Annotated in this window: 15 protein-coding genes and 2 tRNA genes; 8 read left to right on the top strand and 9 right to left on the bottom strand. The window is 51.2% G+C overall.

The genetic code is table 11. The annotated features are described in order from the left end of the window. The first annotated feature begins 1 nt into the window (after position 1). Together GKC03_07860 and GKC03_07855 are read left to right on the top strand one after the other, a co-directional pair. Entirely contained in the window at positions 2-229 is a 228-nt protein-coding gene (locus GKC03_07860) for a hypothetical protein (GenBank protein ID NYT12443.1), read from the top strand. 259 nt (positions 230-488) lie between these two features. Beyond that, positions 489-1,715, top strand: a complete 1,227-nt coding sequence (locus tag GKC03_07855) for a pyruvate carboxyltransferase (GenBank protein ID NYT12442.1) — start codon at positions 489-491, stop codon at positions 1,713-1,715. A gap of 23 nt (positions 1,716-1,738) precedes the next feature. Here GKC03_07855 and GKC03_07850 read toward each other — a convergent pair whose 3' ends face one another. The 3 genes from GKC03_07850 to GKC03_07840 form a co-directional block, all read right to left on the bottom strand. Beyond that, a complete protein-coding gene (locus GKC03_07850) occupies positions 1,739-4,480 on the bottom strand; it encodes a DEAD/DEAH box helicase (GenBank protein ID NYT12441.1) in 2,742 nt (913 codons plus the stop codon). 61 nt (positions 4,481-4,541) lie between these two features. Further along, complete coding sequence (locus GKC03_07845; protein ID NYT12440.1) at positions 4,542-6,263, bottom strand: chloride channel protein; 1,722 nt, start codon at positions 6,261-6,263, stop codon at positions 4,542-4,544. Positions 6,264-6,311: 48 nt separating this feature from the next. Continuing rightward, the gene (locus GKC03_07840; protein NYT12439.1) at positions 6,312-7,481 is read right to left on the bottom strand and encodes a (Fe-S)-binding protein; all 1,170 of its coding nucleotides are present in this window, start codon (positions 7,479-7,481) and stop codon (positions 6,312-6,314) included. 637 nt (positions 7,482-8,118) lie between these two features. On the opposite strand from GKC03_07840, the gene GKC03_07835 reads away from it, so the two are divergent. After that, positions 8,119-10,008, top strand: a complete 1,890-nt coding sequence (locus GKC03_07835; GenBank protein NYT12438.1) for an aldehyde ferredoxin oxidoreductase family protein — start codon at positions 8,119-8,121, stop codon at positions 10,006-10,008. Positions 10,009-10,137: 129 nt separating this feature from the next. Continuing rightward, on the top strand, positions 10,138-10,527 hold the full coding sequence (locus GKC03_07830; protein ID NYT12437.1) for a thioredoxin: 390 nt from the start codon (positions 10,138-10,140) through the stop codon (positions 10,525-10,527). A 1-nt stretch (position 10,528) separates the two neighbouring features. On the opposite strand, the gene dapA is transcribed toward GKC03_07830, so the two are convergent. The 3 genes from dapA to GKC03_07815 form a co-directional block, all read right to left on the bottom strand. Continuing rightward, a complete protein-coding gene (dapA, locus tag GKC03_07825; protein ID NYT12436.1) occupies positions 10,529-11,422 on the bottom strand; it encodes a 4-hydroxy-tetrahydrodipicolinate synthase in 894 nt (297 codons plus the stop codon). A 70-nt stretch (positions 11,423-11,492) separates the two neighbouring features. Next, positions 11,493-15,626 carry a hypothetical protein gene (locus GKC03_07820; GenBank protein NYT12435.1) on the bottom strand — a complete coding sequence of 1,378 codons (4,134 nt, stop codon included), beginning with the start codon at positions 15,624-15,626 and terminating at the stop codon, positions 11,493-11,495. A gap of 660 nt (positions 15,627-16,286) precedes the next feature. Continuing rightward, a tRNA-Ile gene (locus GKC03_07815) sits at positions 16,287-16,375 on the bottom strand. A 173-nt stretch (positions 16,376-16,548) separates the two neighbouring features. Here GKC03_07815 and GKC03_07810 point away from each other — a divergent pair. Beyond that, positions 16,549-17,166: a DUF2284 domain-containing protein gene (locus tag GKC03_07810; protein ID NYT12434.1), complete on the top strand. Its 618-nt coding sequence runs from the start codon at positions 16,549-16,551 to the stop codon at positions 17,164-17,166. Between the two features lie 42 nt (positions 17,167-17,208). Here GKC03_07810 and GKC03_07805 read toward each other — a convergent pair. Then, positions 17,209-17,308: transfer RNA gene (locus GKC03_07805), tRNA-Asn, on the bottom strand. 57 nt (positions 17,309-17,365) lie between these two features. After that, positions 17,366-17,674, bottom strand: a complete 309-nt coding sequence (locus tag GKC03_07800; GenBank protein ID NYT12433.1) for a hypothetical protein — start codon at positions 17,672-17,674, stop codon at positions 17,366-17,368. A 427-nt stretch (positions 17,675-18,101) separates the two neighbouring features. Between GKC03_07800 and GKC03_07795 the strand changes: the two genes are divergently transcribed. Genes GKC03_07795 through GKC03_07785 form a run of 3 tightly spaced genes read left to right on the top strand, consistent with a single transcriptional unit; the run spans position 18,102 to position 20,882 of the window. Further along, entirely contained in the window at positions 18,102-18,827 is a 726-nt protein-coding gene (locus GKC03_07795) for an ABC transporter ATP-binding protein (protein NYT12432.1), read from the top strand. Continuing rightward, on the top strand, positions 18,811-20,268 hold the full coding sequence (locus GKC03_07790) for a hypothetical protein (protein NYT12431.1): 1,458 nt from the start codon (positions 18,811-18,813) through the stop codon (positions 20,266-20,268). The genes GKC03_07795 and GKC03_07790 overlap by 17 nt, the downstream gene beginning before the upstream one ends. Before the next feature lie 44 nt (positions 20,269-20,312). Next, the gene (locus tag GKC03_07785) at positions 20,313-20,882 is read left to right on the top strand and encodes a hypothetical protein (GenBank protein ID NYT12430.1); all 570 of its coding nucleotides are present in this window, start codon (positions 20,313-20,315) and stop codon (positions 20,880-20,882) included. Here the strand turns inward: GKC03_07785 and GKC03_07780 are convergent. Continuing rightward, positions 20,879-21,025, bottom strand: coding sequence for a hypothetical protein (locus GKC03_07780; protein ID NYT12429.1), 147 nt, complete (start codon positions 21,023-21,025; stop codon positions 20,879-20,881). The two genes, GKC03_07785 and GKC03_07780, sit on opposite strands and share 4 nt — an antisense overlap. Between the last annotated feature and the right edge of the window lie 61 nt (positions 21,026-21,086).

The following is a 21,086-nucleotide window of genomic DNA, read 5'->3' as shown; positions in this document are numbered from 1 at the left end:
GATGCTCACGTACCTGACCATAACCTTCAGCTCCGAGGGGGAAAGGCCCTCCAAGGTCATCGAAGCCCTTCACAACCTCGGTTTCGAGGCTACCACGGGTAATTATGACAGCGTCTACCGATGGGATGATAAGGCTACGATTGAGGAGGCGCTCTACCTCGCCGACAGGGTGCAGGCTACCTTGAAGGGGATGGGAGTCATGTTCAAGCTGGAAACCGTAAACGATTGATACCCAACACTTCTAGATAATTCTGAGGCCAGCGGTAAGCCCTCTTATGATAGTGTCTTCGGGCTACGAATTTGTGGTTGAAAAGGAACTTATTACATTGGTATATGCAGGTCGAAGGCTTGGAAAACTATAGCCAGTTTCATTTCTAAGATATTGTTAAATATGTTCCCTAACATCATGAAAACCACAATATTTGGTTGTGTGTTTACGATATGCACAATCCGATAAGGTCGAAATCGCAAGTGGGATGGTATCAGGAATGAAAGACGATTCAAGGTGGAAAAATGATTCATGGTGGGTATCACCATACAATTTCATCGAAGAGACATTCGTGGATTTTCCCAAAAACATTGAATTTGAGGACATAACGCTTAGAGATGGTGAACAACAGGCCGGTGTGGTACTTAGAAAAGAAGATAAAATGGCAATAGCCCTGAAACTGGCCGAGGTCGGAGTTGAGCGCATCGAGGCAGGAATGCCCGCCGTATCGGAAGATGATAAGGCAGCCGTCAAGGAGATTGCCAAGGAGGTGGACGCCAAGGTCTTCGCCTTCACTCGGTGTATGAAGAGTGATGTTGAATTGGCCCTTGAATGCGGTGTCGACGGAGTCATCATGGAGATCCCTAGTTCAACCCAAATTGTCGAGTATGCTTATGGTTGGACCATGGAAACTGCGATGAGAAAATCGATCGAGGCAACCGCATATGCTGGCGAACACGGTCTCTACACTTGCTTCTTCTGCATCGATTCCACCCGGGCAGATATCAATTGGTATCTCGATCTGATGGAGAAGGTCAGTACCGAAGGTCATGCAGATTCCTTTGCGCTCGTCGATACCTTCGGTGTTTGCACTCCAGAAACTATCAGATACATGACAAAGAAGATCATCAAGCGGCTTGGGAAACCAGTTGAGATGCACATGCACAATGATTTCGGCCTTGCTGTGGCCAACTCCATCGCTGGATTGCAGGCCGGAGGTCAAGTGGTACATACCACAGTCAACGCAATAGGAGAGAGACTTGGTAACTGTTCCCTCGAAGAGATCCTGTGTGCTCTGCAAATGTTGTATGGTGTCGATCTCTCACATATCAAATTCGACAAGCTCTACGAACTATCCAAATTGGTACAGGAAAGAACCAATGTCATCATGCCAGACAACAAGCCGATAGTTGGAGACAACTTCTATGCCAGCGAATCTGGGATCGTAATAGGCTGGTGGGAGCGGCTCAAGAAGCTTGGAATGCCGCTGGTCATGTTCCCCATTCATCCTAAGACGATCGGGCAGGATGATGTGCATATCGTACTCGGAAAGAAATCAGGGATCTCATCCATCCGGATGAAAGCCGAGGAGCTTGGATTCCCGGAACCAACCGATGATCAAGCGATGGATATCTTGGCCAAGGTGAAAGAATTCGCGATAGAGAAGAAGCGGAAACTGACGAACGAAGAGTTTGAGGAGATAGCAAAGGGCGTTCTTCCGTTCTGATAGAACCCGGCCTATAGGGGTGATCAATCCCAGAATCGTTTGGTCCTGGCATAGTTGATCTCCGCGCTGAGGATGTCCCTCAGGAACTCGTCCTCATTATCATAGAACCCCGAGAGGATTCTGGCGGCAGCGTCAGGGCCAATCCCTCTCCCGGCAAGCGCCAGGAGAGCCTGTCTTCCATTTTCCTTGACGAGGTTCGCGTTCTTGTACATACGGCGCACCTCACGCCCCTCCTCCTCGTTGGGATCCTTCTTTTTAAGGAGCTTCACATCCTCCTTATTGTACCCGTGAAGAGCGGCTACCATGTGTCCTCCGCAATGAGGGCACACTATCTTCTTTTCCGCGTTCAGCGGTGTGGTTCTCCACTGCTTGTGGCAGTTGAGGCATGTCAGATATAGGGGCTCTACCTCCAGTCGCTTCTTGAGAGCCATGAGTATGGAGTGGTCAGCCCTTTGGGGCATAATCATATCCTTTGAATGCTGCAGTCCAGCCCTGCCGAATGGAGATATCCCACAAACCTGGAACTCTATCTCCCCTTCCTCGATCTTCCTGGATAACTCCCTAGTGGATTCCAGGTCCAGATCTTCCCAGAGTACCTTGTCAATAGCCTCCTGGACCAGGACGGTGTCCTCGAATGTTTCCACCAGCCTCTGGAAGCGTATTGTCCTGTGGTCTGCATCCCTCTCTATAACCCCGAACTTCTTCGCAACGTATACGAATCTCCACCGTAGATAACTCGAGTTCCTGAGGACGAGCTTCATAAGGGATTCAATGCTGTCTGCCCTGATGGATTTCATTGTATTCACAATGATCTGGGGGTTCAGATCTCTCGGTAATTCCAATATGATCCTGTAAGGGTCGGTACGGACGCCTACACTCTCCCCCAATCTTGCAGTAAGCAGCACTGACAGTATCTTGGAGATGGTCTCATTTACACGGGTGCCGAAACACGCGTTGATGATGACCATCTTCCTTCCTACCTCAATCGTGATTAGCTTGTCCGTGGGCACTGGGAAGTCTTCGCCCCCCTCCTCGACGAAATCACGGAATACCGTCAGCGCTCCCTCGTCACCTGGATATCCCTCCAGATCAAGGGTTCTTCGCAACCTTCCCACCTCCATTGCCACCTCCATGGGTACGGGGATATCCTCTCCCACCCATGAAGGGACAGAGCCTATCTCGTTCACCTGCTCCACCAGCAACTCGTCCTCTCCGATTTCCACGATCCTCCAGCTTCTTCCACGGGTGATGAACGTGGCGAAGGGTTCGGCGAAGGTTATCACGAAGCTCTCGTCCAGGGTGCCCACAATCTTCCTGGTGCCAATATCCCTGATCTTGAAGGTGCGCTCATCGGGAATCATGGAGATGTTGTCGTAGAAGTATTTCATCCCCCTACGTGATCTGCGGTAGCTCTCGCTGCCAACAAAAACCAGCCCAATACGGGAGAGCTGCTCCAAAACCTCATCGAACCGCGACCGTGCCAGGTTCCTGAACGGGTACGCCTTCCTGATGGTCTCATAAGCCCAATCGGTTTCCACCTCACCGACCATCCCCATCGACAACAATTGGTTCGCCACCACCGTAAGAGGATTCTCCCGGACCCTCAAGGGCTCGATCTCCCCCGTTATCGCTCTCCGGGATATGACGAGGCCCTCCCCGACCTCATCGGGATTGGAAGCCACTACCGCACCCTCTGAAAGAAGTCCGACCTTGTGACCTGCTCTACCCATCCTCTGTATCAATCTGGTAACTTGTCGCGGAGAGTTGTACTGGATCGCGAAATCCGCCGAACCAATGTCAATCCCCATCTCCAAGGAGGAGGTTGATATGAGGCCCCTCAATCTCTCCTCCTTGAAGTCATCCTCCATCTGGATACGAATGTCCTTGGACAATGAACCGTGGTGAACCCCGATCGGGAAATTCTCGTCCCAGACGTGATACCGTGCGGCGAGAGCCTCCGCCGTGTCACGGGTGTTCACGAACACGAGCGTGGACCTGTGCCTCTCAACCAGTTCACGGCATCGTCTCATGCAGGAAACCAGCTGAGGATCGCTTTGAAGGGTACCTGCAAGATCCCTATCAGCATCGGTTGTTCCAGGGCTCTGCACCTGAACCGACATCTCCTTGGTGATGTCACCTCTGATGATGGAGACTTTCCTGCCGTTGCCTCCAAGAAACCGTGCTACCTCTTCGATGGTTCCCACAGTTGCCGAGAGGCCGACACGCTGATACTCACCGGTCAGGCTCACCAATCGCTCCATGCTCACCGAGAGCTGAGCGCCTCTCTCGTCATCTGCCAGTTCGTGAATCTCGTCAACCACGAGATATCGGATGTTGGCTAAATGTTCTCTCAACCTCCTTCCCGTGAACAATATCTGAAGTGTCTCGGGGGTGGTGATTAGGACATCCGGCGGTTTCCTGGACTGCCTGTTCCTCTCTGACTGTGTGGTATCTCCGTGCCTGACGGCCACGCTTATTCCCAGCTGCTGACCAAACTCCTCCAGTCGACGAAGCATGTCCCTGTTCAGAGCCCTCAAGGGAGTGATGTATAGGCACTTGATGCCCTTTCCTTCCAACCCCAGAAGATTGTGCAATATGGGGAGCATGGCCGCTTCGGTCTTTCCAATTCCGGTTGGGGCAACCAGGAGGACATTCTTTCCGCTTAGTATCACTGGTATGGCGGCGCGCTGGGGGCCCGTAGGCTCCCCTATACCCTTTCCGTCGAGGACACTCTGTATCCGCTCATCCAGAAGTTCGAACACCATAGCCAGCAAATCGCTTTCAGGGGCTTGCCGTATTTCAACTTATCGGGATTACCGAAGGACATCAGTACTCGTGGTGCCTCTCATCGAGATGCTCCATAATGTTCAGGATGTCGTACCTTGTGATGGTCCCCACCACCCTCCTTCGGTCCTCTGGATCAACAACTATCATACGTGAGATCTGCTTGTTGTTCATGATCTCGAAGGCCGTGAGGACCTCCTTGTCGGAGTCCACGGGCTCGAAGTGGGTCTGGAGTACCTGCATCACGGAGGAGTCCGGGAGCCTTTGATGGACCTCGTCTATCCTCTCCCTGGGGGCCACCCCCAGGATCCTGCCGTTGTCATCGACGACAGGGTAAAGGTAGTGTGGATTGTCTCTCGCGATCCGGTAAGCCTCATCGATCGACACGTTGTAGGGTATAGTGATGATCCTGTCGTTCATGGCCTCGCTTACCTTGACCATACTAAGGCAGGAAACGTCCATTGAGAATGATTTCTGGGCAATCTGTTTCTCGTAAATGGTGCATCTTCCAGTGATGATGTAGCTTATCACCGAGCCTATCATGATGGGGATAAGGGCCATGTATCCCCCTACCATTTCCGTGATCATGATGGAAGTGGACACAGGGGTCTTGGTAACCCCGGCCATCATGGCCCCCATCCCCACAAGCACGCAAAGAGGAAGATATTCCATTCCGAACAAGGAGGCCACCGCCCCTCCCAGGGCTCCACCTATGAGCAGCGAGGGAAAGAACACACCCCCGCTCCCCCCAGAGCCGATACTGAAGGAGGTAGCGACCATCTTGCCAACCACGATCGCCAGGAGGAATGTGATCGAGGTGTACGATCCGCTCAGTATTCCCTGAATGGTACTGGATCCAAGACCGAGCACCTCGGGGAGGGCCAGACCTAGGACGCCCACCATCAGCCCCCCGAAACCGGTCTTGAGAAAGAATGGCATGTTCAAGGATCGGAAGAAGTTCCTGGCCCCATAGAACACCTTGACGAAAACGATTCCCAACACTCCCACTAGTATCCCCACTAGGAACACGAGAAAAATGTTGCTGCTGGATATCGCCAGCTCCGAGACCGGCACATTAAAGATGGGCTTCGTCCCGTAGAACGGTATGAACGTGAGGTAGGCAACCACGCTCGATATCATGGCAGGGATTACGGCGTTCGTCTCCAGGTCGTTCTTGTAGGGGACCTCCATGGCGAAGATGGCCGAGCCAAGGGGGGCCTTGAATATGGCCGAGAATCCAGCGGCCATCCCGCTGACCACGAATATCCTCAGGTCGGAACGGCTCAGCTTGAGCTTTGTCCCCAGCCAAGATGCTAGTCCAGCACCGATCTGGGCTATTGGTCCCTCTCTACCAGCGCTGCCACCAGTACCGATGGTTATGGCGCTGGCGATGATCTTGACTGGAACTACCCGTATCCTGATCTTCCCACCCTTTTGGTGCAAGGCATCAATCACCGAATCGGTACCGTGTCCAGCGGCCTCGGGGGCGAACCTGTGTACGATCAATCCCACGATCAAGCCGCCGGCGGCAGGAAAAAGGAGTATCAGGTACCATGGCACCGTCCCCTGGCCGTAGCAGAGCGTCCACACAATATCGAGAAGGATCTGAAAAATGATGGCTCCTATCCCACCCACGATGCCTATGAAGATGCTGAGGGGAAGCCACTTCCTGAGATATTCCCGGACATTGAGGGTCAGAAGTTGGGTGAGTCTGCTCTCGATAATGTGGATCGGACTCCTATCTGTCCCTGGATTGACGCTCATCTCCCAACCCGCTGTCTGTTTGGGCAGGAGATGTGTTCATAATATTTCTTACTCTTCTTTCGCTTCCACCGGCCTGGTGAGCTCCTCGATAAGCTCAGCGATATCCACAATCTGGATATCAGAGCCGATCTGATTAGCGCCATGCTGAAGGTTCAGAACGCAGAAGGGACATGCAGTAGCTATTACCTCAGCTCCAACCGAGAGAGCCTCCTCCACTCTATCTGCAGCAATGTTAGTGGCGAAGGCGTTGTAGCCAGATTTGTATCCACCGCCAGCACCGCAGCACCTCGAGTCCATACGGTTGTGGGGCATTTCCACCAGATCCACCCCCGGCATTCGCTTCAAAACCTCTCTGGGGGGTTCGAAGACTCCACCGTGTCGACCAAGGTGGCACGGGTCATGGTAGGTCACCTTCTTGTTGAACTCACTCGAGAACATGAGCCTCTTCTCCTTGAGCAACTTCAGGACATACTCTGTGAAGTGCATCACTTCGAACGTCGGGCTGGAATAGAAACGCTCGAAGTCATGGGAAATGGTCTTGAAACACCCAGCGCAAGCTGTAACCATGGTCTTTGCACCCATTTTCTCCGTGGTGCTCACGATGCTTTCTGCGCAATCGTAAGCATTTCCCGTCTGTCCTGTTCTCAGCGAAGGTGATGTGCAGCAGTATTCCGCCTCCCCAAGGACGTTGACGCCGACTCCTGCTCTGTCCAGGACTCGAACGCTCGCCAGGGCGATATCCTGCTCTCTATAGGATGCGGTGCAGCCAGCAAAGAAGATCACATCTGGTATCTCGGTTCTTGGAACATCAGATGGCCACCATGCATCCCTCTTTTCCATTGGTTCCCCGTATGGGTTTCTCACTTGGGAGATGCGCTCGTCGATCTTGCGATGCACCGGCTTGGGACCAGCACCCTGGTCCACGATCCACTCCCTGACTTTCTCCCAGAATTCGGCGAACTCGATCCCAACGTGGCATACTGTATGACACCTTGCGCACCCAGTGCATTGATACACTGCGTCCACGAACTCGTCATCGACCTCCACCTTCCGTCCCAGCCATTTATCCATTGGAGATCTGTTGGCCAGCTGATTCAGGTAGTAGACCTTGCCTCTAGGTGTCACCGACTCCCAGGGCATCTGGCTGTAGGCCGGGCATACCTTGACACAATAACCACACTGGAGACAGGCAAGCAACTCCCTGTTTATATCTGGCATCTTAACCATTTCAATACCCCGTCGGGAACATATCGGACTCGGTGCCGTAACGTCAATCCATTACTGACGTTAATGCGGGCTAATGGATGGAAATCGCATATTTATGCTTTCTGCATCTACCTTTCCGATTTTCGTGGTTTCTTGGAAGCCAGATACCGAATTGAACGCATATCACGATAGAGCGATCTATCCTTTTCGCACCGTAAAGGCCTATCATCTGATAATTTCGAAAGGAGGGTGCGATGTTCTTATGCTATTCAAAATTCGATGTGAAAATTTGTCCTTTTTCATGTGTTTCGATCGTTTCCTAAGTTCTATTGACTTCCGTGGACCAGAAGACATTACACCCGGTCGACTAGATGATTTTGTATATTATTTATTTGTTTTTTCGAATACAATTGCTATTATCTTCAAGGTATGAGTAATGTTAACGATAGCAATCGAAACGTTTAATATTACACATGAAATCTAATTTAGATTAGGATACCTTCATTTGAGGAGCTACTGGGGGACATTGCGGTCTATCGTACATCAAATCAAGGGGGACGTGCGCTAGCGGGGACACTCTAAACCAGATTGCTTTTCAGATGGATGTAGAATGTCTGGTTCGATCTGGACATATAGGAGGAATTGAAAAATGTATGGATACTGGGGAAAGATACTTTGGGTGGACCTGTCCACCAAGAAAATTTCCACCCAGGAATTCGACGAGGCTTTCGCAAGGAAGTGGCTCGGCGGAGCCGGATTTGGAGTGAAACTCCTTTACGATAACATTCCGGCAGGTGCCGATCCGCTAGGACCTGACAACATCTTCTTCCTTGGGGTAGGTCCCATTCAGGGGAAGACGGGCGTCTTGGGTTCTGGCCGATTCACCATTTGCTTCAAATCCCCTCTGACCGGATTCTGGGGCAGCTCCACTGGTGGAGGCCATCTGGCAGAGGCGGTAAAGAAAGCAGGATGGGATGGAATCGCGGTAAAGGGAGCGGCTAAGAAGCCGGTATACATCCACATAAATGAGAACAAGGTGGAGATCAAGGACGCTTCGGCCCTCTGGGGGAAGGACATCCGCGAGACCCAAGAAGCACTTCGCAAAGAGGTCGGTGACCCCAAGGCGCAGGTAGTGCCCATTGGTCAGGGTGCCGAGAACCTTGTAAGGTACGCGGCGCTCACCATCGAAGATGGACATGGAAATGCCGGCCGAATGGGCGGCGGTGCGGTCATGGGTTCCAAGAAGCTGAAGGCCATAGTCATCCAGGGCGACAAAGCCATTGATGTCAAGGATTCAGAGAAGCTGAAGGCCATAAAGAAGGACGTTGCCGATGCCGTCAAGGCCAATGACTTTGCCAAGGCCAACCGTGAGGAGGGCCAGGCCATGGCCGTCATCGATAGGGAGAAGCTCGGTCTGCTTCCCATGAAGAACTTCGACCTTGGAACCTGGGCAGATGGCGCCAAGAAGATCGGCTCCGCTGGCGGAGATTTCAATCCCACTTTGAAGCCAAAGCCGGATACCTGCTCCAACTGCGTTATGGGTTGCCACCGTCGCGTGACCATCAAGGAGGGAACAGCATTTGACATGGATGGTTACGGTCCGGAGTACGAGACCTTGGGAATGATGGGCAGCAACTGTCTCGTCGACGATCTGAAGGCCATCAATTACGCCGGGCACCTCTGCAACATGTGGAGCATCGACACCATCGATTTCGGCGGAGTGGTCGGCTTTGCAATGGAGGCCTACGAGAAGGGCTTCATCAAGAAGAAGGATCTCGGTTTCACCCTTGAGTGGGGAGACGGCGAGGGAATGGTCAAGCTCCTTGAGCTCATCGCCTTCAGGAAGAACGAGATGGGCAAGTTGCTCGGAGAGGGCGTAGGAATAGCAGCCGAGAAGCTTGGCTGCCCAGAGCTTGCAGTGACCGTCAACAACGCGATCATTCCTGCCCACGATGGTAGGGCGTTCTACTCCATGGCTGTCAACTACGCCACTGGACCCCGCGGACCATGTCACGTGACCGGATTCTCAGAGGGTTCCGAACTTGGAGTGCCCTTCCCAGAGTATGACCTTCCGGGAATGGACAGGTTCAGTCCAGACCTGAAGGGAAAGGCCGCCGTGGCCTGGCAGGACATGGCAATGTTCGACAACTCGCTGACCTACTGCCTGTTCTACGACTTTGCCGGTTACTCGCATCAGTGGAAGGCTGACATAGTCAACGCCATCACAGGATGGGACACAGACACCAAGGAACTCATAGTCGAGGTCGGGGGAAGAGTCTGCCAGATGTGCAGAATGTTCGGTCTCAAGCATGGGTTGATACCCACAAAGAACGACGTGATTCCACCCAAGATGTACCAGCCTCTTGCCGAGGGCGGTGCGGCCGGTAAGGTCCCACCCTTCACCAAGATGCTCGCCGAGTACTACGATGCCAGGGGTTGGGTGAACGGCGTTCCGACCGTCAAGACACTCAAGAAGTTCGGCATCGGTGATACCGCCAAGGACATCAAGACCTTCCCGGTGGTCGATGGTCTCTTCTGATCAAGAAACCCAAAGGAGTTGAGCCCCTAACGGGGCCAACACTTTTCATTTTTATTAATTTAGATCGGATTCAAAATTTGAATTTAAAAGAATAATTTTTATAATAAGTCTCAAGGATAGCGCCGACTCATGAACGGGCATGTGAGAGATCTCTCCACTTTGGACATAGATTCCACCTTGGAATCTGCGGACAAGTTGGTCGTGGTCGAGTTCTATCTTACAACATGCCCTCATTGTCAGGCAGTCGCCCCCATATATGAACTGGTAGCCGAAGAGATGGTCAACGAAGCCCTGTTCTTCAGAGTCGACGTCGATCAGAACCCTCTTCTCACCAAGAGATTCAATGTGGTTGGAACACCCACTTTCAAATTCTTCTGCCAAGTCCGCTCGGTAGGTGAGAGTGTGGGCTTCATGAATGTCACAGCTCTAAGGAACACGATAGGGGACATGATGCTTCGAAGGAAGGACTGTTTATCTAAATCCTCCCCGATTCGATACAATATCGATATGTTTGGTTGAATCAGCTCATGAAGTCCAAGGATCTCAGATCCTTCTTCAGCTTTTCTTTCTCTTTACGACTAAGTCTCCTTACGGGTGTGCGAGCCGGTCCCATATCAAGGCTGATCAATCTTGATGCCTCCTTGAATCCTGCCGGGAAGACTCCATTTCCCATGCATGCCTGGAAAAAGGGGCCCAGTTTCTTCATCTGTATCTCCTTTGCCTTTGCGATATCCCCCGTCCCAAATGCACTGAATAGATCAAGAGCCAGCCTTGGAACGATATTCGACGTTCCCACCATTCCGCCGGAACAGCCTATGAGCAGGCTCGGAAGCAGCAAGGTGTCCGATCCCTGGAAAATCAAGAAATCATCTTTGACCATGCTCTTGATCCTCATGAGGCCAGCTAAGTCTCCGGAGCTGTCCTTCATTCCTATGATGTTGTCGTGTTCCTCCGCAAGCCGTGAAACCGTCTCTGGGCTGATAGCCACCCCCGTGGCCATAGGTATCTGATATAGGAAGATCGGGATGTTCACGGATTCTGCCACCTTGGAGTAGTAATCGATCAAGCCATCCTGATCCGGCTTCAAATAGTACGTTGTCACCACTATTGCGCCGTCACAGCCGAGATCCTCTGCGAACCTTGTAAGCTCCAGGGTGGTTGTGAGGTCGCTTGACCCTGTCCCTGGGATTACGGGAACCCTATCGCCTGCCGTTTCAAAGACCTTCTCAATCACAACCCTCCGTTCAGCGGGGCTCATGCTTGAAGCCTCCCCGATAGAAGAGGATGGAAAAAGACCGTGAACGCCTCTCTCTATCAGGAAGGCACCCAATTTCTCAAGCATCTGCTGATCGATTTCCCCATTCGGTCGAAATGGTGTCAACATCGGCACTATGATTCCTTTAAATTCGATCATGTCCCTCCCATGTTGGAATAGATACTGGAGCTATTTTCATTCTTCCAATCATCTCTTCTGATTCAGGAATTCATTCCTCAATGTCTCCCCTTGTGAGAAGCCAAGCCTTGAGGCAACCCAAAGCGTAAACCACTACTGCAAATCCAGTCAGGATGCTTCTGGATAACTTCCCAGATCTCATTATGTTCCTAATCAATGACAATGAAAGAGCCACATATGGAGCGATCTTCTCTCTGGCCAGAGGTCTTGATATCATTCGATCGGCGGTTTCGGGAGAGAAGCGTAAATAGTGTTTGACAAGAATATTTCCTATTAGATTGGACCCCATTAATTCGTCCCTGAACCATCTAAGGGTATCCAATTCAGGTGCGAGCGAAGTCCCATACACTGCGGTCGAGATGAAACATCCCCTGCTCTTGAAGTGCTGACTGTACGCCCTCCGGTAGAGTTGAAGCCCCTCTCTCGTCCGGTCCATCCTGCCACTGATGCCCCTTAGCTGTCTCTTGAGTGATTCAATCTCACCGAACTTGTCGTCCAGTCCTTCAGGGCGACAGTTCTCAGCCTGCTCGATCAAGCTCTCCAACCTGTCTTTCAATTTCTCAAGCTCATCCCTTATATCCCGACATTGTTCAAGACACAGTGAGTCCAGGTCTACTATCGGCATGTCGGGGATCTCAGGAAGAGTATCGAGACAATTGCCCCAACCATTCAGGAGTGACGAGATCTCGTTCTCCAGACCGCGTAGTTCTTCTAGCTTTTCAAATGATTCTATGGCATCTCTCATCACATCTGGGAAGTCGTTGAAAGCATCCGCGGCTTTGGGTGCGTCTGCGGCTCCGAGCTGCTCCATGAGTATTCTGGCCCCCAGGGCGGTATCTGGATCAAAGAGTGCCTGGAACACCCTGTAGAGCTCTCCCACGGCGTTAATGGTGTAGGTCGGAATGACCGCACCAGCCACATCCTCGACCCCGTATCCGACGGCGGTTCCGACTGGTCCTCCCCAATCCCAAATCCCTGTGAACTCGGAAGGCAGGTCAGCATCAGTCAGATTCTTGATATCGGCCATGGCCTTTACCTCGTCCCTGAAACGCTTGAATGAGTCCCACCATGAAGCCCAGACTCCCTCTCCATCAATGCCATCCAGCTGGTCCTGGGCTTCCCTCAGGTCATCTCCAGACAACAGTTCTTGATATCTCTCTCTGAGGCGTGCTATCTCCTCCAGAAGGGCTTGAACCTGGCTGAGGCATTCCTCGCACAGCCGTGCTTGCGCTTCAGCTTCATCTGCCCCTCCTCGAGCGTTCTCAACGGCCTCGTTCGCCCTCCGTTCTTCTTCCCTCGCTTGCTCAGCGGCTTTCTTTGCCTCCTCCGCCGCTCTTTCCGCCTCCTCCGCCGTCCTGCGGGCTTCCTCGGCCTCTTGCCTTAGCTCCTCGATTCGCTGACTCAGTCTTTGCTCCTTGGCGGCCGCTTCCTCTGCAGATCTCCTGATCTCCTCCAGTTCGCTAATGGCTCTCTCCAGCTCCGCCTTGAGGGGCTTGTACTCGTTGTAGTAGATATCGCGAAGTCTGTCCGCATGTTCGTTCCAGGTTTGCTGGTCCCTGTACCAGATGCTTATCGGTCTGAGCATATCGCCCAGGCCTATTCCTCCCTCTATCCAACCGGGCCGGGGCTCGAAGGAAATGCCATACCCCCCAGGGATATTCTCCCTCATCTCCTGAAGGCGCCTCTGGATATCACGGACTCTCTCCTCGGCCTGCCTCGCCCGTTCCATTGGTTGGGTGACCTCTCGATCGAATTCCTCCTCGGCCTCCCTCACGGACTCCTCGGCTTCATCGGCTCTACGTCGAGCCTCTTCCGCCGTTCTTTCCGCCTCCTCGGCTGCCCTTCGGGCTTCCTCTGCACGACGCTGCGCCTCCCTTGCATTGGCCGTTGCCTCGCCCAGTGCTGATCGACCTCTGTCCTCCATGATCTCCCTGCAGGGCCTGCCCTTCCCCTCGGGCACGGCTTCCGATGAAGCGGGTGGTTGCGCTCGACCTGATGGTGGATATCGAGCGACTATAGGCCCTCTGAGCTCAGGCTCGAGATAGGAGGGCTCTTCAACCCTCTCGGCACCCGTTTCAATATCAATAGGTGGCGGTTCCTCGAAGGTCCTTGGAGGCTTCTCACCCCATTTCCGTATCCCGAGATATCCCAGTATGCCGATTATGATCAGGATGATCAGGATCAGCAGTGGGATCGTCGGATCAAAGGGAGGTTGCGGCAGTGGGCCCGGATCCCACATGGTGTCAATGTCACCGAGATCGATGCTCGGGAGTGTCACGTTCACCCCCTCATCGAGTATGGTCTCGTTCTCCTTGACGGCCGTGATGTTGTACAGGCCATATGGCACCGTGAAGTTGAAGTTACCATCCTCCCCCGTGAACTCGCTGGCAACGGTATCTCCTTCACTATCCCTGAACGAAACCTCTGCCCCGTTGACCGGGTCTCCGTTCACGTCCAGCAATCTCCCGGTCACGGATCCATAATCGATCACGCCCGGGTCCCACATAGTGTCCATGTCACCGAGTTCTATCGGACCGATCCAGTCCACTTCCACCCCGGTCTCCAATATGATCTCGCCATCTTTCAGGGCGGTCATGTTGTAATGGTCGAAGGGCAGGGTAATGTTGAACGAGCCATCCACATCTGTGGTGGTATTCCCTACCGTGCTGCCTTCAGTATCGTTGAAGACAATCCAGACTTCCTCAACAGGATCTCCATAAACATCGAGCAATGTTCCCCTTACGATCCCCTCCGGAACGGGCTCAGTGCTGAAAACGATTTTCATTTCCTCCAGGGGGTTACCGACCAGATCAGTAATGGCAGAAGTGAGTGTCAGTTCATAGGATGTGCCGTATGAAAGGGCTGCTGACGTGGCGACGGAGAGGTTGGTATCGTTCTCCGAAAGGACCAGTGAAAGGTCGAGGAGAGGGCTCGTAAGAACGGAATCAACATCGATCGTCAGCGGGTCGATCGGTTCTGAAAAGACGATGAAGATGGGCGTCTCAAGGGGCACATTAGTGGAGCCATTCAACGGTGAGGTCATCATGACGGTTGGAGCGGTGGAATCTACCGTGTAGGTCAGGTTCAGGTATCCAACATTTCCCAGTGTATCGTTGGCTTTGATGGAAACGTAGTGAACTCCATCGCTCCAGGATGATGAGTCTATGAGGTATGGGCATGGTAATTCGGACCTAAACACTCCATCCAGGTGGTAAGACACAGCGAGAAGGTTCATATCCCAGGCATCGAAATCTATTGCCACACCCGGCACGATCATAGAGTCATTCGATGGTGAGTTCAGCCTAAGAACAGGTTCAAATGTGTCTGAGAATGGCCATGACGAGGCTAGGGGAAAACGATCCCATACCATCCCACCGCTGATGTTGGTGTATGGATCATCAACTATGCCATCTGATCCTAGTAAGTCCTGGTCCGGACCGCCCATGAGATCGTTGGGATCCAGATCTGACCAGTAGTTCCCACCATATGGGTAGCTCCAATTCCAGAAGTTGCTCGAATCGTCACTCGCCCCCCCAGCGTTCGACAGGAAGTTGTTGTGGAACAGGAGGTTGGAATTGGATGATGTCAGGTTGACACCAAATCCATTGCAGTCGGATAGCAGATTCTCCACGATGGTATTATTGTGACCGCTCTGAACTCTCATACCGTCCAGCTGACTATCGTAGATAGTATTGCTGGATATTGTAGAGTTACTGACATTCACCAAATGAATGCCGTTTCCCACCTGTGTAAGGTAGTTACCTGATAAATTCAGATGGGAAATACCAATCGCCAGGATGCCCGAACCAAAGGAAAGGGAGTTCATGATGCTGAAATTTGTGAGGTTCACCCAGCTTGAAGTGATGGTTACCACGCTTTCTGCAGCTCCACCGTCTATGAGAACGGCGTCCACATCCTCACTGATGATAGAGAGGCTCTTATCGACGATAATCGTCTCAACATACGTACCAGATAGCACCATTATCGTATCGCCAGGCTGGGCGTTATCGATCGCCGTTTGTATGCTAGTGTAGTCACCGTCTGCTGGATTTGGAGCCACTATGATGGTATCAGCAGCCAGGCAAGTAGTGAATGAAATAGAAACCGCGATTAGAGAAAAAAGTAGAATCCAGGCGATGAAGAAGCAGAACCTTGCCCTTTTCATCTCAAATCCCCCCAACTAATTGTCAATGAGTAAAGAAATAGATTTTCATTCCCACTCTCCTCTCATTGTTCAAGTGGACCCTCACCCAGAGACTCATCGATTCACTTCAAACGAATATTCAACTGATATATGATTGGGAGAGACGTTATATATATCTGCATAGGACCAGATATGATGGCAGGTGATTTCTACGAAATCACAGTCGAAGTGGGGAAGAATTGGGAAGATTATCTTAATCTTGATAGTGTTCTATATTTCCATAGTTATTGTATTCGAATTCTTTCATATATATGGAGAAGGCGTCTGGATTCCGGCCTATTTCAACCCAATCATAATCATCCTTTCTCTCACTGTGGGTTACTTCGCATCGATGCTTCTGAATCTGGTGAAAAGACGATTTCTGTCAGCCGGAATTCTATTTGTCTTCTGGGGGCTTTTTTCTGTGTTCATTGGACAGGTGAATGAAGAATTCCAACATCTGGGGATTATTCTTATTTGCACAGGGTTGGTGTTCATAATAGCCCCACTCTTGCTTCGAAATGGATTCAACGTACTAATCAAGATCCATTAGCATGATCGATCGGACATATGCGATTACGTCGGAACCCGCTCTAGATGCTGAAGAGGATGTCATGTTTTCAAAGGGTCAAAAGGGTAATGTGGGCCCGGCCGGATTTGAACCGACGACCATCTGGTTTCCCAGCTGGATCCTATGAGCCAGACGCTCCGCCAGACTAAGCTACGGGCCCTTGTTGCCAGTTTGGTTAATAACATGTTTGATATAAATCTATTGTCGGTTCGAGTGAAAGCCTGGCTCTTCTTATCATATTTCAAGCCTTTTCAAATAGCGGATTCAGGCAATCATGTGGTAAGTAAGAAATAGGGGTCAGTCGATTTTCCGCGCATCTTGGGGAGAAAGGAGATGTCAAGAATCGAAGAGGACCTTTCAGAACTCTGTTCGAAGGCAAAAGCATACGGGGCGGCAAGAGTCTCCGTCCTGCCCGCTAGTGAAGTAGTTGTAGATAAGAGGGTCCGCTTAAAGTGCCTGGTACCTGTATGTCCCAACTATGGTGTGAACTTAATGTGTCCACCAAAAATGATGAGTCCAGATGAGTTCTCTAAGATACTGGCCAAATACAATCACACAATAGTGATTCAATTTCCAATATGCAACGATCCTGAGAAGATAGAAGAATTCATGGGAGGAAGATCTCTTGAGGTACTCAGGGCCGAGTCCGCTTATCCAAGGACCATTAGGAAAAGTCTCGTTGACTTCATAGATTTGATCTGCAAGCTGGAGCGGGACTCGGTGAACATGGGTTACAGGTTCTCCGCTGGCCTCTCTGGTGGCCCCTGTGAGCTGTGCGAGAGATGCGTGGGTCAGAAGACCGGAGCACCATGTAAGAATCCGCTCAAGGCCCGTCCATCTATGGAAGCCCTTGGCATTGACGTGTTCAAGACCGCGGAAAACGCGGGTATGCCTTTGAAAGGACAGAATGGAAAGGATGCATATTGGACAGGACTGCTCCTAGTAGAATGAACGAATGTAATTAATCGATTTGGCCGATGATCGGTCGAGAATTGGCGCCGTCGGGCGGGCTCGAACCGCCGGCCTTGTGGTCTCCACTCCCCTTTGGTCGGGGAATAACAGCCACACGCTCTACCGACTGAGCTACGACGGCTTGACTTGGGTTGGAGAATATTAGTCTTCTATTAAGCCTTTACGCTCCTATCGCACTTCAGTCCAGGGTGTCCCTGAGCTTCTTAACGGTCTGAGAAAGTGAATCCAGAATATCCTTCAGGTGATCAAGGAAGACTTGTACTTTATCTGTGATTATGGCACCGTCCGGTGAGGGCTGGATCAACCCTTCTTGCTCCAGTATTCGAAGAGAGTATCGTACCTTATGCTGGGGGATGTTGAGCTGCTCGGATAGTCTGATGATACCAATGGGTTCGTGCTCCATAATTGCTTGAAGCATCTGGACATGTCTACATAGAAGATCGATCTCCCCCTCGATCTTGCTGGTTAACACGCTTCTTCCTTTCATGTGCCCCCTCGGATAGTGACGTGATAGCGTTTGACATATTTGACGATATTCATAAGTCTCTAAATCCCATAGCAATTATCACAACCATCCAAATTTGAAGCACGCCATATAACATACGGGAACGTGATATACTTTGACACGTATGAATGGAAAGGGAATCAAAGATTTGAAAATCGTTTCTTAATAGATGATATTCTGTGATTTCTTTTTCCCACCTACGAATTCATATAGTAAAGTTAAAATCATATTAGTTGCAACATAGGAGGTTCAGATGCGGGGAGAGTCGGGCTCGACTAGATGTCAGAACCTGTCCTGAAAGCCATTACCTCCTTTTCCTCTCCCCAGCATCGCCAGTGGGGGAGAGGCCCCCAGACCCCTTTTTTTTGATGACAGAAATTAAATAACCGTCCATGGAATGCACCGATGAATGTCTGCCATCGAAGTGAGCAACATCGTCAAGCGTTTTGGAGAAACCGTCGCTCTTGACGATGTTAGCTTCAAAGTCAACGAGGGCAAGTTCTTTGGATGTTTTGGCCCAAATGGTGCTGGCAAGACCACACTTCTACGGATTCTTACTGGTCAACTCAAGCCGACCGTTGGAATGGCCAAAGTGCTAGGGCTGGATGCGAGATCCCAGGGAAAGGAAATAAAGAAGGCAATAGGACTGGTTCCTGAAGTCGAGAGTCCCCCCAGTTATCTCACCGCATCCGAGTTCCTCTACTTCGTTGGCAAGATCCGGGCTCTCGATGACATCGACCACAGGATCGATAAGTGGCTAGATTTCTTCGATTTGGATGAGGCTAGGGGGAAGTTATGTAAGGACCTATCCAAAGGCATGAGGCAGAAGGTAATGCTGGCAGCCGCCTTCATTCATGAGCCTAAGTTGCTTTTTCTGGATGAGCCCTTCATTAATCTTGATCCACTTTACCAGCGAAAGCTCAGGGACTACCTCTTGGACCTAAGGGACAACGGACGGACTATCTTCATGTGCTCTCATATTCTGGAAATCGCGGAAAGGCTCTGCGAGGAAGTGGTCATTCTGGACAAGGGAAAGATCATGGGCCACATGAGCATAGCTGAAATGAAGGAAAGGGGGGACACCCTCGAGACCGTGTTCCTCCGATGCGTTGGGAGGGATGGAGTCGCTCCTTAGTCTGATGCTGAAGGAAGAGTATAGGATGCATGTATCCTACTCCTCCCGGAGCATATTCCTGGCCATTCCATTCTTCGTTGCCACCGTCTCATTCTTCCTGGGTTTGACACTCCGTACTCTTGAACAGAACGTCTCTTTGGTGGAACTTCTCACGCTAGCCAACATGGGCATATTCCTGTACGGTTTGAGCGTGGGCGCATTCGGATTTCTCGGGCGCACATACATCGAGAGGAGACATGGAAAGGATAATTATCTTATTGCAACGCCCTCCTTTCTACCCATATCTTTCAGGAAAGCCTTCCTGGGGATGTACCTTCGAGATGTCATATTCTACCTGGCCCTCATTCTTATTCCAGCGTTCGTCGGTCTAATCCTGGTCGCTCCCCTGGCCGGATTCTCATATGTATCGGTGGGCGTGGTCTTCATACCTATCCTCCTCTCCTTCTTATTCGGTATTTCGCTCAGCTTCGCCATCTCTGTGATCTTCACCCGTAGCCTAATAGCGTTCATGATCCTTGTGACCTCATTCATCCTTGTCATCATTGGACACGCATTTGGCCTGTACGGAATGGACCTGGTGCTGCCATCATATGGGCTACAGTTCGTACTTCCACCATTCACCTTCAATCCCGCCGCCGCCCTTATATACGCCATCCTGTGCGTATCTTTGGTGTTGATCTTCCTGGACATTGCCGTACTGTTCGTCAGGGAGAGCTACGAGAACGCGCGTTCCAGCTACGAGGATATTCTTCCGTCCTACTTTCCCAAGTTCACCTTCACCCGTGGATATCAATCCCTCATTTCAAAGGAGTTCGTGGACCTGATACGCAGCGGGACGATATGGAAAATGACCTTTTCCTTCGTAGCTCCGCTGGTGTTTCTCAGCCTGACTACCTGGTACGTGAACAATGGACTTGGAATCCCGGTGGGATTCAACACTGTTTTCTATGCAGCAATGGTAGGTTTCTTTGGGGTGATTCTGTACAGCTGGCTCACGAATGTGGATATGGTCGATTATTACGAGACTCTGCCGGTCACGGTTCCCGAGCTAATAAGAACGAAACTCATAACCTACTTTCTTCTCACCTACGGCATCTCCACTGCGTTCGTCCTGATGATCGCCCTGGCCAATAACGAGCTGAGCATCCTTTGGCTGGCACTACCGGTACTCTTCATCATGTCCACATACATGGTGATTGCCACGGCTTACTTGACAGGCATCAGCCCGCAATCGTTCCTTTTCAACCCGCAGATACTCATCAAGTTCACCATCATATCACTGCTTCCTGACCTCTGCCTCACGATTCTGTCATTCATCTTGGACACCTCGCCATACCTGGCGGCAGTAGGCATCTCGATAGTCTGTATCGTGCTCCTGTTAAGCACTCTGTTCTTCTATTTGGGTATTGAACGGAAGTGGTCAGCTAAATCATTCTCATAGAAGTGAGGGGAACGATTTTTTATATGGGGGTCCTTCTCCCATTCATGGATAGGGGGCACTGGTTAAGGCGATTCATCCATATGCTCGCCCCTCTCTTCCTTGTGTACTATGCTGTACCCAGTCCAATTTGGGAGGGGGGTCCGAGCAAGGAGTTTCTGCTAATCTGCGCCCTCATAATCATATTGGTTTTCGAGGCGTATCGGCTGACCTTCAAGCCGAAGATCTTGGGGATTCGGAGTTACGAGTACCAGAGAGTATCAGCTGCAACTTGGGCGGCTCTGGGATTGACCTTCACTTTCCTCTTCTTTCCCCTGGAGTACGCTGCTCCTGTGGTCGTAGGGATGGGGTGGGTCGACCCTCTGTGCGGTGAACTGAGAAAGGTCGAGAGCAGATTATATCCAGCACTGCCGCTCACCGCCTATTTCATTATCGCCTTGTTCACCATGACCTATTTGATTGGATTCAACATTCAGGTCGTACTCGCAAGCATCGTCGCCACGATACTGGCCATCGCCATTGAGAAACCAAGATTGAAGTACCTGGACGATGACTTCCTGATGTTGGTGGTGCCACTCATCGGAATATGGGGTGTGTTCGAACTAGTTCCGATCTAATGTGCTCCAACCCAAGATTTCTTGTAGTCCTCGTAACCCTGCACTATGCCCTGAATAGGACCATTGTGGCAGGAACGAGCGGCATCCTCGGTGTCATGCAGCTTGTTGCACACGAGGCATTGATATCTCTTCTTCCTCTCCATCTGAAACCCGAAAGTCGGAACCCGTTAATATGCTTATCCATGGAACGATTTAGGGAAGCCA

The sequence above is a fragment of the Methanomassiliicoccales archaeon genome, from assembly GCA_013415695.1.
Lineage (GTDB): Archaea > Thermoplasmatota > Thermoplasmata > Methanomassiliicoccales > JAAEEP01 > JAAEEP01.
The sequence above is the reverse complement of the archived record's forward strand: the minus strand, read 5'-3'. Positions and strand labels throughout refer to the sequence as shown.

Bases quoted from the DNA above. Each gene is read 5' to 3' on its own strand.
- GKC03_07860 (NYT12443.1), top strand. From the start codon at position 2: ATGCTCACGTACCTGACCATAACCTTCAGCTCCGAGGGGGAAAGGCCC.
- GKC03_07855 (NYT12442.1), top strand. From the start codon at position 489: ATGAAAGACGATTCAAGGTGGAAAAATGATTCATGGTGGGTATCACCA.
- GKC03_07850 (NYT12441.1), bottom strand. From the start codon at position 4,480: ATGGTGTTCGAACTTCTGGATGAGCGGATACAGAGTGTCCTCGACGGA.
- GKC03_07845 (NYT12440.1), bottom strand. From the start codon at position 6,263: ATGAGCGTCAATCCAGGGACAGATAGGAGTCCGATCCACATTATCGAG.
- GKC03_07840 (NYT12439.1), bottom strand. From the start codon at position 7,481: ATGCCAGATATAAACAGGGAGTTGCTTGCCTGTCTCCAGTGTGGTTAT.
- GKC03_07835 (NYT12438.1), top strand. From the start codon at position 8,119: ATGTATGGATACTGGGGAAAGATACTTTGGGTGGACCTGTCCACCAAG.
- GKC03_07830 (NYT12437.1), top strand. From the start codon at position 10,138: ATGAACGGGCATGTGAGAGATCTCTCCACTTTGGACATAGATTCCACC.
- dapA (NYT12436.1), bottom strand. From the start codon at position 11,422: ATGATCGAATTTAAAGGAATCATAGTGCCGATGTTGACACCATTTCGA.
- GKC03_07820 (NYT12435.1), bottom strand. From the start codon at position 15,626: ATGAAAAGGGCAAGGTTCTGCTTCTTCATCGCCTGGATTCTACTTTTT.
- GKC03_07810 (NYT12434.1), top strand. From the start codon at position 16,549: ATGTCAAGAATCGAAGAGGACCTTTCAGAACTCTGTTCGAAGGCAAAA.
- GKC03_07800 (NYT12433.1), bottom strand. From the start codon at position 17,674: ATGAAAGGAAGAAGCGTGTTAACCAGCAAGATCGAGGGGGAGATCGAT.
- GKC03_07795 (NYT12432.1), top strand. From the start codon at position 18,102: ATGTCTGCCATCGAAGTGAGCAACATCGTCAAGCGTTTTGGAGAAACC.
- GKC03_07790 (NYT12431.1), top strand. From the start codon at position 18,811: ATGGAGTCGCTCCTTAGTCTGATGCTGAAGGAAGAGTATAGGATGCAT.
- GKC03_07785 (NYT12430.1), top strand. From the start codon at position 20,313: ATGGATAGGGGGCACTGGTTAAGGCGATTCATCCATATGCTCGCCCCT.
- GKC03_07780 (NYT12429.1), bottom strand. From the start codon at position 21,025: ATGGAGAGGAAGAAGAGATATCAATGCCTCGTGTGCAACAAGCTGCAT.